The organism is Synechococcus sp. Cruz CV12-2-Slac-r (assembly GCF_024346075.1).
Lineage (GTDB): Bacteria > Cyanobacteriota > Cyanobacteriia > PCC-6307 > Cyanobiaceae > Synechococcus_D.
The window spans coordinates 1-10203 of sequence record NZ_JAGQEK010000056.1; the positions used below are offsets into that span (position 1 = coordinate 1).

At 49.6% G+C, this 10203-nt stretch carries 11 protein-coding genes; 5 read left to right on the top strand and 6 right to left on the bottom strand.

Annotation, left to right across the window (positions count from 1 at the left end; translation table 11 throughout):
• The 3 genes from KB557_RS06055 to KB557_RS06065 all read right to left on the bottom strand — a co-directional run.
• A partial coding sequence (locus KB557_RS06055) for a penicillin-binding transpeptidase domain-containing protein (protein ID WP_255132304.1) occupies positions 1-1113 on the bottom strand: 1113 nt, incomplete at its 3' end.
• Positions 1103-1597, bottom strand: coding sequence for a hypothetical protein (locus KB557_RS06060; protein ID WP_255132306.1), 495 nt, complete (start codon positions 1595-1597; stop codon positions 1103-1105). The genes KB557_RS06055 and KB557_RS06060, both read right to left, overlap by 11 nt.
• Before the next feature lie 86 nt (positions 1598-1683).
• Complete coding sequence (locus KB557_RS06065) at positions 1684-3036, bottom strand: CPBP family intramembrane glutamic endopeptidase (RefSeq protein WP_255132308.1); 1353 nt, start codon at positions 3034-3036, stop codon at positions 1684-1686.
• A 40-nt stretch (positions 3037-3076) separates the two neighbouring features.
• Between KB557_RS06065 and KB557_RS06070 the strand changes: the two genes are divergently transcribed.
• Positions 3077-4399 carry a histidine phosphatase family protein gene (locus KB557_RS06070; RefSeq protein WP_255132311.1) on the top strand — a complete coding sequence of 441 codons (1323 nt, stop codon included), beginning with the start codon at positions 3077-3079 and terminating at the stop codon, positions 4397-4399.
• Positions 4396-5685, top strand: a complete 1290-nt coding sequence (locus KB557_RS06075; RefSeq protein WP_255132313.1) for a dihydroorotase — start codon at positions 4396-4398, stop codon at positions 5683-5685. The genes KB557_RS06070 and KB557_RS06075 overlap by 4 nt, the downstream gene beginning before the upstream one ends.
• On the opposite strand, the gene lepB is transcribed toward KB557_RS06075, so the two are convergent.
• Complete coding sequence (gene lepB, locus KB557_RS06080) at positions 5618-6310, bottom strand: signal peptidase I (protein ID WP_255132315.1); 693 nt, start codon at positions 6308-6310, stop codon at positions 5618-5620. The genes KB557_RS06075 and lepB overlap by 68 nt on opposite strands.
• A gap of 5 nt (positions 6311-6315) precedes the next feature.
• On the opposite strand from lepB, the gene KB557_RS06085 reads away from it, so the two are divergent.
• A complete protein-coding gene (locus tag KB557_RS06085) occupies positions 6316-7665 on the top strand; it encodes a dihydroorotase (protein WP_255132317.1) in 1350 nt (449 codons plus the stop codon).
• A 2-nt stretch (positions 7666-7667) separates the two neighbouring features.
• Here KB557_RS06085 and KB557_RS06090 read toward each other — a convergent pair whose 3' ends face one another.
• Positions 7668-7913 (bottom strand): Nif11-like leader peptide family RiPP precursor, encoded by a 246-nt coding sequence (locus tag KB557_RS06090; RefSeq protein ID WP_255132320.1) that lies wholly within the window; start codon positions 7911-7913, stop codon positions 7668-7670.
• A 62-nt stretch (positions 7914-7975) separates the two neighbouring features.
• On the opposite strand from KB557_RS06090, the gene KB557_RS06095 reads away from it, so the two are divergent.
• Positions 7976-9481 carry a hypothetical protein gene (locus tag KB557_RS06095; protein ID WP_255132322.1) on the top strand — a complete coding sequence of 502 codons (1506 nt, stop codon included), beginning with the start codon at positions 7976-7978 and terminating at the stop codon, positions 9479-9481.
• Here KB557_RS06095 and KB557_RS06100 read toward each other — a convergent pair.
• On the bottom strand, positions 9450-9818 hold the full coding sequence (locus KB557_RS06100) for a 2Fe-2S iron-sulfur cluster-binding protein (RefSeq protein ID WP_255132324.1): 369 nt from the start codon (positions 9816-9818) through the stop codon (positions 9450-9452). The two genes, KB557_RS06095 and KB557_RS06100, sit on opposite strands and share 32 nt — an antisense overlap.
• Before the next feature lie 117 nt (positions 9819-9935).
• Here KB557_RS06100 and KB557_RS06105 point away from each other — a divergent pair.
• Positions 9936-10203, top strand: a 268-nt coding sequence (locus KB557_RS06105) for a class I SAM-dependent methyltransferase (protein WP_255132326.1), incomplete at its 3' end; no start/stop codon positions are given.

Here is a 10203-nt window from a genome sequence, read left to right on the forward strand (position 1 = left end):
ACAAACATTCACTAAACTACGAAAATCAAAAAAACCAAAAGCCGATTTATCGTTATTAAATATTGGCCAGCCGCCAATTTGTAGGGATCCCGTGTCATTTAATCGTGTGCTCGCGTTTAACACCTTTTCCTGCAAGCCAATCGCTATATTTATTGGTTTAAAAGTTGAACCAGGCTCGTAGATATCCTGCACCGACCACTCTCGAAATAAGCCAGGCTTATGTCGCCAAAATTGGTTTGGGTCGTAGGTGGGCACTGATGTGAGTGCTAATAATTCTCCATTCCTGGCATCCATCACCATGGCAACACCGCGTTTGGCGCTCCATTTTTTTACCTGCCGCGCCAACTCCATCTGAGCTACTCGTTGCAAGCGGGTATCAAGGGTAAGTTGCAGTTTTAAATCGTCCCGAAACATGCTGCCGGCTTTTAATCCATCCGGTAGAGGCGTGCCATCACCACCTCGGCGGATACCAATACTGCTTTCTTGACTGCGCAGATCTCGTTCAAGACTTTGCTCAAGGCCAGCTTGTGGTACGCGTTCGAGGTTTAAGAAACCCACCACATTGGCAAATAAAGGGCCTTGGGGGTAAATGCGTTGCGGCCCGTGCTCAAAATCGATCCCATCAATGCGAAGCGCTTTTAGCCTCGAGCCAATTGATGGTTCCAGATTTGTGGCAAGTTTTACACCTGAACGTTGTTTGCCCATTCGGGCCACCAACAGATCGGGATCCAGGCCCAGCAGCGGGGCGAGGCGAATAGCAACCTCCCTTGTGCTGCGCCGTTGGTCTGGATCATCACCTGGAAAATGAAAATAGCGGGGATGGGCCCAAACAGTTACCCGTTCTTCGTCGATAGCTACAAGACGACCTTCACGATCAACGATGCTGCGGCGCCTACCCAACGGATCAAGTTTTTCTGTTTGAACCTGGCGCGCCTTTGCCTCAAGCTTTTGCCCCTCCCTTACTTGCAACCATCCCAACCTGATGGCTAATCCCCCTAAACCTATTAATAAAAGAGAAACAACAGCTATTAAACGCGCTGTTGGTACAGGGTTTAAATGCAACACCCTATGCCTGTTACCAGCAGATTTGCGGGGAAGAGTTTTAGTAACCACTGGCAATTACAGAAAAACTCAAGGGGCGATGTATTTGATCCACGGCTTCTCTTGCCGATGGAGGTTGGGGGACAAACACAAGATCCTCGCTGCGGGTAGCTACCAACGCACCGGGCTGTTGCGCCTTTAAAAGATGAAATTGTTCAAGAGATGAGGTGGTTTCCAGAACTCGATGTTGCAGTTCTTGAGCCGCATTGAGATCACGGAAATCATTACCCCAACGGTTTTGCCAGTGCAGTGTTAATCCTGTAAAAACAACAGCTGCAACGCCTGTAGCCACTAAACCTCCATCAGCAACGCGATGCAGACCGGCTAGCCAAGGCGCCTGCCGTTCAACCCGTTTTGCCGACAAGGAACCTTGAAGTAGTTCAAGATTGCGTTTCTGCCGTTGGGCCTTTCGTTGAGCCACTTGAGCCCTACGTAAATCAAGTTCCTGGTCTTGCGGCCTGGCTTGAGTATGCCGAGTGGATAACGATGCAGCCACTATTTATGGAGCGCTCACTTGTTTCGCCAGTGAACCATCCAATCCAGGTGGTGGCAAGGGGCCTCAGGAAAGTTTTCATTATTTAGTTAGCTCCCCAACATAATTAAATTAAAAAAGGTAAGGCTGTTCCATAAACCATGCATCACAACACAACTAAATAAACTGCCGCTGCGCAGGCGCACCCAGCCCAGGCTGAGCCCAAGCACTGTTAGTGGAGCCGCTTCGCTAAGGCTCAGGTGAGCTAGCGCAAAAACCAAAGCACTGATTGCAACCCCGGCAAAATTGCCCCAGTAGCTGCCAATCACTGGCATTAAAACCCCGCGAAAAAGTATTTCTTCAAACAGTGGAGCTAGTACCACGGCGGTAAAAGCAAGCAGCGCTAGGGCTGTGCCATTGCGTCCATCTAAAACCTGTTCCAGTAGTGGGTTGCTTCCCCCGGCCTGGGGCCAAAATTTCTCAACTAGCCAGCCCACTAAGGCCACCAGTGGCAATGCCATTAATAAACCTTTAATTCCTTCCGATAAAGCGATCCAGCTGGGGCACCATTGCAGGTTGAAACCTTTAAAACCCCAAATTAAAAGTAAGGCTGGAGCAGCCGTAAAACTATATAAACCCATAACTAATGCACCACCACGGGCTGCTGGTTCCAGTGGCAATAATTCGATAGCTTTTGAAACTAAAGGTAGTGCCAGCAGGGGAACTACAACTTCGCCAAGCACTACGAAGCCGCCGGCAACAATAAAAAGTGTTTCCAGGAGCGTTAGTTGAGGTCCGCTTAATTCAGGGGCCTGCGCCAGCCGATTACGCCATATTTGCCAAAGCAATCTACCGAGCAACAGCACTCCAGTAATTACCCCCCCTAACGGCAAAAGACTTACAAGCAATAAACGGGTTTTGGCCTGATTAATAACTGTTGGCGCCACACATAGATTTGAGGGCAAACCAAGTGCTTCGCAGCTCAACAGCCGATAGATCGGACGTTCTGGTAAAGGTGGGATAGGTGATTTTTTATTAGCTAAATCAACAACTGCATTCTGATCCAGTAATGCAGTTGCCAGGCTTTGTTGTTGAGGGTTGCCGGTGTTTTGAGCAGCTTGAAAATGAGACCTAGCAGCGTTTTTTCTACCTAATCTCTGCTCTATTAAACCCTGCTCAAGCAAACCTTTAGGGCTGCTGGAATCGCTGCTTTTTTGTACTGCCTCAAGCAATAATTGTTCGGAATTTTTTTCAATTAATTGCTGAACGATCGGTAATTGCGTGCCTTGTTTTGCTAAAAGGTTTAGCTCCAGCTGCCTTTGCTCTAAAGCGTTACCCACCCCAGGGCGATCCAAACTATCAAGTAAGGAAAAGCCCCAAATCAAGCCCGCCAGCACCAGGCTAAGCCAAGCCAGCAGAGTGATAGCAAGGGCTGTGCTCTTGTGCTGATGGCTAACTGGCAACGGTGCGTTCTACGATGTTGTTTAGATCCTAAAGAACGCTGTGGCAACAAGGATTTTACTGGTACGCCACGGGCTGAGCAGCTTCAATATTGAGGGCCGCATTCAGGGGCGTGAAGATGCTTCGGTGCTTAGTGAGGCAGGAGAACAGCAAGCTCGCCTTTTGGGTGCTGCACTGCATGAACTTCGGTTTGATGCAGTTTGGTGTTCACCATTGCAACGGGCCCAACGCACAGCCCAATTGTTGTTGGGAGCCCATGGTGGCAACACAGCAATTACCAGCAGTGAACTTTTACTAGAAATAAATCTCAGCCCTTGGTTTGGCTTAACCCGCGAGCAGGTTGCGGAAATGCATCCAATTGCTTATCAACAGTGGAAGGAAGCTCCTCACCAATTTCAACTGCAGCAGCCAGATGGCAATTCTTATTTTCCTGTTCAAGAACTGCACAGCCAAGCTTTGCTTTTTTGGCAGAAGCTTCAAGAGCAGCATCCGCCCGAATTAGATCACACTGTTTTAGTTGTTGCCCATAACGGCATTTTACGATGTTTGTTATTGGCTGCACTTGGCCTTCCAGCTAGCAATTTCAACCGCTATCGCGTTAATAATTGTTCTTTATCAGTTTTAAATTTGCGCCCCGGTGGCCTGGTGCAGATCGAATCTCTTAATACCATTAACCATTTGGAAAATCCGCTGCCGCAGCGCTCCGGCGGACCGCGGCTGCTACTTGTGCGCCATGGTGAAACCAATTGGAATCGCGAGGGTCGTTTCCAGGGGCAAATCGATATTCCCCTAAATGCAAAGGGGCAAGCCCAAGCTCAGGCTGCCGCTTTGTTTTTAAAGAAGTTTCAACTAAATCGTGCTTACACAAGTTCCATGGCTCGGCCAAGGCAAACAGCAGAAGCAATCCTTTCTGCCCAAACAAAAGCTGTGCCCCTTACCAGCTGTAGCGGACTAATTGAAATAGCCCATGGCGAATGGGAGGGATGCTTAGAAGAGGAAATCAAGGCAGGTTGGCCAGATCTGCTAGCTGCTTGGCAATGTGATCCCCATACCGTGGAGATGCCCAGCGGAGAATCAATTCAACAGGTATGGCAGCGATCGGTGCAAACCTGGAAACTAATAGTTGCAGGCCTAAATAATAATGAAACTGCCTTAGTGGTAGCCCACGATGCTGTTAATAAAACTATCCTTTGTTATTTGTTAGGTTTGTCTCCAGCTGATATCTGGGCGGTGAAGCAGGGCAATGGTGGGGTGAGTGTGATCGACTACGGCCTTGATGGGCAGGGGGAAGCAGTGGTGTCTGGTTTAAACCTCACCGGTCACCTTGGTGGAGTGTTAGATAGCACTGCCGCTGGCGCGTTGTGAAATTACTGCTGCGCGATCTCCAGTTACTGCAGGGGCCGGATTCAAGCTTGAGATGCAGCTCTGTTCTGATTAAAGATCGCCAGCTAATCGCTTTTGATCACGAGGCGGAAGTGTTAGCGGAAGCTGATCCTGAGGTGCTTCAAAAGCAGGCCCAAAGCCAATGGTTAATGGCTCCAGTGCTAGTGGATCCCCACAGCACCCTTGAGGATCCCGAATTGGGATCTGCCGAAACACTTGGAAGCCTTGGCATTGAATGTGCCGCTGCTGGTTATGGCAGTGTTGCCCTGTTGCCTCAGGCGCGCTGTTGGCGTGATCGCCCTGAACAACTCAAATTAAAGTGGCCAGATCCGCTGCAGTTGCACTGCTGGGGAGCCCTCAGCGTTGCTGGAGAAGCAAAACAATTTGCCCCCCATGCTGATTTATTGCAGGCTGGGGCCATTGGCTTGGCGGAAGCAAATGCAATCCTTCCTATTGCACTACTTGAGAGAGCTTTGCTGCTGGGAGAAGCCCTGCAAGCTCCCCTTTTAGTGGCACCGCGGGATCCAGCTTTAAGCCATGGAGGATTTGTACGGGAAGGGGTTGCCGCCTTACGGCTTGGTTGGCCTGGTGATCCTTATGTGAGTGAAACCGTGCCTCTTGCCAGTGTTTTGGCCCTCATTTCAACAACTGCTCAAGTGGCTGCATTGCGATTGATGAATATCTCCACTACAGCGGCTATTGATTTGTTGCAGCAAGCGAAATCGGCGCCCAAGGCAAGTGTGAGTTGGTGGCATTTGTTAACTCACAACGCCTTGCTTCATCCTTTGTCTGAAGGTTGGCGGGTGCAGCCTTCTTTAGGGGGAGCCAATGATCGCTGCTCTTTACGAGAGGCATTGCGCTGCGGCTTATTGCAAGCGGTGGCTGTGAATCACTGCCCCCTTGACCTTGAAGAGCAGCTGCTCCCCCTTGATCAGCGCCGCCCAGGGGTAGCTGGCTACCAAGCGGTTTTACCAAGCCTTTGGCAAGCTCTGATCACCGAAGCTGGCTGGAGCGTTACTGAACTTTGGCAAGCTTTGAGCTGGGGACCTGCCGCTTTCCTTGGTATCGAACCAGAAACCCTTAAATCAGGATGTAGCCGCTGGTTGTTGTTTGATCCAACCCATCCTTTTCAGTATCAACCCGGCAGTTTTGCCGCTAATTGCCCTCTTCCTGCTGCAGCGCTTGTTGGCCAGGTAATTGCTACGGGTTTGCAGTTGCCAGAGGCTTGGCGCCTGGATCCGGGCTTAAGAGAGATCCAAAACTCTTGAATGGCCAAAATCTGAATAACGCCCTGCCAATTATTTGATCGTTAGGAACAAAATTTGTGCCGGGCCATAAACGCCCATCCCAACTATTAGCTCGGTTATCTCCGAGCACCAATACCGATTCAGGAGGCACCACTGTTTGGAGTGGTTTGCATGGAATTGGGCTACAGAAATTAGTTACATAAGGTTCAGTAATCGCAATGCCATTTACTTTCACTAAACCTTTTGGATCCACTATCACTCGATCCCCGCTTATCGCTACCACTCTTTTTATATAGGCATCGCAAGCGGGTGTTTGTATGCCCGTAAGGGCACCTAATAAGGGTAAATTAATAATAAAGCATTGGATTGGGCTGCTTTGGTAAGTGCTTTTTAAGACGGGATCAAATGCGTGAGGCGCATTGAAAACGATGATTTCACCCCGTTGCGGGCTGCGAAAACGATTAGTTAATTTATCTACCATTAATCTGTCGTGAACTTGCAAGCCAGGCAACATTGAGCCTGAAGGGATATAGCGAGCTTCAAGCAAAAATTGCCTCAAGCCCAAAACCAACGCCAGCAGCAACAGTAAATCTTTCAAGCCAAACCAAATTCGTTCAGCCACACTAGATGCAATGCCGCTGAACACTTGCTATGGCTGAAGGAAATCTGCTGGTGCGCGGTGGAAATGTGCTGCAAGCCGATGGCAGCCTCAGATTGGTTGATTTAGAAATCCAGGCTGGTTTGATCAAGGCTTGCCACGAAATTTCACCCTCCAGTTGGGATGGCTTGGTGCTTGAAGCCCATGGCTTAACCGTTATGCCTGGAGTTATTGATCCGCAGGTTCATTTTCGTGATCCTGGCTTAACCCATAAGGAAGATCTAATTAGTGCGAGCAGGGCTTGTTTACGGGGAGGTGTAACGGCATTTCTAGAGATGCCAAACACAATTCCACCAACCATCTCAGCTGAAGCGCTTGAGGCGAAGCTGGCACGGGCAGCAGCTGTTAGCCGCGTGAATTACGGCTTCTTTTTTGGAGCATGCGGAGATTGCTCAAATCTTGAGGCGCTCAAGGATCCAGGCAATGCCTGCGGCATCAAAATGTTTATGGGTAGCGGTAAAGGTTGCCTTGATTGTGGTGACATCGATGGCCAAGAACGAATTTTCGCCACCGGCAACGCTCTAATTGCAGTGCATGCAGAAGATCAAGAACGCTTGCTGCAACGCCGTGAAACCCTTCTCAAGCAATACCCCAACCCTGCTGAGCGCCCCCCTGATCTGCATTCCCAGGTGCACGACCCTGAAGCGGCAATGCTTGCTACCAAGCGGGCTGTGGAGTTTTCCAACCGCTACAAACGGCGCTTGCACGTGTTGCATCTCACCACCGGAGCAGAGGCTGAATGGTTGCGGCATCACAAAACAGCGCTGATTAGTACAGAGGTAACGCCCCAACACCTGCTTCTAGATAGCAATGCTTACGCACTTATCGGTAGCCACGCCCAAATGAATCCACCTTTGCGCACCAGTGCAGACCGTGAATTGCTCTGGCAAGCCCTGCTGGATGGGGTAATTGATTGCATCGCCACTGATCACGCCCCTCACACTCTTGAGGAAAAAGCTAAGCCTTATCCCCATAGCCCCTCTGGAATGCCGGGGGTTGAAACAGCATTGCCTTTAATGCTCACCCAGGTGGCGTTAGGTCGCTGCAGTATTGGGCAGGTTTCTAATTGGATGAGCAAAAAACCTGCGGAGCTCTATGGAATTAAAGGTAAAGGTGTTTTGGAGCCAGGTTGGGACGCTGATCTGGTGCTGGTAGACATGGAGCATTCTCGCCCCGTACTGCGTGAGGAGCTGGTGAGCCGTTGTGGCTGGAGCCCGTTCGAAGGTTGGGAGCTGATCGGTTGGCCCGTGGCCACCGTGGTGGCAGGGGTGGTGGGCTACGAGCGCGGGCAGTTCAATGAAGCCTGCAGGGGAAATGAGCTGCAATACGACAAAATTATTTAGTTCTAGCCAGGAATAAATGATCGCAACTTGCGAGCTTCCTCTCCTGCCCGCTGCTGAAGCTCCTGGTCGCTAAGGGACGCCTCTTGCCTCGCTTGAGCGGCTAATACATCCTGCTCACTCAAACCGTATCCGGCTTGAGCTGCAAGCTCTATAAATTCCTCAAGATCCAGTGGCTTGCTTAGCTGCTGAGCAAGGTTTGGATCTAAACGGGCCTGTTTTAAAAAATCGTCTAGCTGTTTAAGTGCCATCGGTAGCCACCAAGATCAAGGCAAGTTACTACCTCTAGCCTGGCAATATTGAAAAAATTTCAATGGTGCGACCCCGCTGGCTTAAAGCTCGTAATTGGCGCAACCAATTACAGATCAGACCCCTGGGGCATGGCTGGGATCAGTTTGTAGCGATTTGGGCCAGCATTAATCTCTTATTAGTTATTTTTGATGTTAGTTATGTGCCTTTGCGTAATTTTTGGTTACAACGTCAATTATATCTCCTTCCAGGAGTTCCTTTAGCGATACCACTCACATTTTTACCAGACCTTACATTAACTTACGACCCTATTAAAGGCATTGAGCCCCATCGTGATACTCAGAATTTTATTGAGAAATGGACATTACTGGATCAGCAATTACTTAGCAAAGGGGCTGCAAACCCCGCAAGCAAAAAACTTCTTGATCAACAGCTTCTGCTTACAAATCAATTAATATCAGAAAATCCCTTTTTAGCGGCGAATAAAACCGGCACCCTTGAACGTATAAAAAATCGTCTACGGCAACGCACAGGATTGGAATCAGCTACTCAAGGGGCAAGCAAATTATTTAATCCTGAATGGATCAAGATGAATTCTTGGAGCCAAGAACGTTTATTTTGGCAGCAGGAGATTATGCCATTAATTGCTACAAATTATTGGCGTTCTATTGATGAAGCCGGTAGACCCACAGAACGGTTTTGGCGCATTGATCTTTTGTGGTTTCAAAGTGTATTTTTCTTCGACATTCTTTTGCGAGTTCTGCAGTTAAAGCGCCGCTTCCCAGGCCTTTCTTGGCGGGATGCAATACTTCGCCGCTGGTTTGATTTCCCACTCCTGTTGCCATTTTGGCGCCTAACTCGGGTGATCCCTGTGGCGGCTCGCCTCCGCAGTAGCGGTGTAATCGATGCAGAGCCTGTACGAGTTGTGGTGAGCCGTGGGGTAGTTGCTCTTCTCGCTGTTGAGTTGATCGAAGTAATCGCTCTTCAAATTGTTGAGGGGGTTCAAGCATTCATTCGCTCCCCTAAGTGGAAACAACGAATAAAACGCTTGGGCACACCAGATAGATTTCAAAATGCTGAAAAGCAAGATTTTGAAGGTTTATTGCGGATATGGCTTCCTTTATTGCTGGGTAGGGTTTTACCAAGTTTGGCTCCTCAAGGGCGGGAACTTTTAGCTTATGGATTGCAACGCAGCCTTGTTAAGACTCCCCTTTCGGCCCCGCTACAAAAATTTCAACCAGTGCAATTGGCGGAAAGGGAATTTAGCCGGCAATTAGCAACAGGAATAATAGAAGCGCTTCTAGATCTTTCTAAAGGTACCGCTGCAGAATTAAGTAGAGACGATCAACGGGTAAAAGATTTATGGGTAGGCGCAAGTGAGGCTTTTTGGCATGAATTGGGAAATGCCTTAGGTGAGTCTGCAACTTTGGAGCAAAGTCAAACTCTCCTAGCGGAAATGTTAGAAGAGCTAAAACTTACCTATCTATCGGGTATCAATAGCGCGGGTGTTGAGGGTTTGTTAAAAAAACTAGAGCAATTTAGCGACGGAGAATTGGTAACAGAGCCTTAAGCGCACCAAGCAAACTGTTTGAACCTTGCCCGGCGCCGTCGGCGGGGCGAGTTCTAACGGTTATATCTCCGTTAACGCTCGTGCGGCAGCTGAGCCGGTAGCTGGCCGGACGATCAGCCAAGTAGACCTCTTCAACATCGGAGCGAGGCGAGAGGTTGTTCATGCCCTCCACCACTTCCATCACACAGGTGCCGCATTGGCCCACGCCACCGCAATTATTCAGATTGTTGAGGCCTTTATAAGGATTGATGCCGGCATCGAGAGCAGCTTTACGTAGGTTTGCCCCTTCAATGCAACCAACCTGCTGGGCTTCTTGCTCAAATCGGATGGTGGGCACGGCGCGCAAATCGTTTAGATGCAAGCCAACTTAACCGGCCGGCTGCTGCTATTTGGCCTTAAGGGCCAGCTTTCCTGCTCTGCCTAACATTTAGAAACTCTCCTTTGCTTCTTAAATATGGACAATCCTCCCCTAAGCCCAGCTTTAAACGACAGGGCGGAACGTCAAATTCCCGGCTATCGCAGCTTGGCTCGCCTTGCCGTGGCGCTCCTAAGTGGTTTCCCTACAGCCGCCATTGCAGCTGCACCAGTGCTGGTGGTTGGTTGCGGCACCGGCAACGAATTAATTGAGGCAAGAGCGCAAAGGAAAGATTGGCAGCTCACAGCAGTGGATCCTTCCCTAGCAATGCTTGAGGCAGCGCGTCAGCGGCTTGGTGAAGACGCCC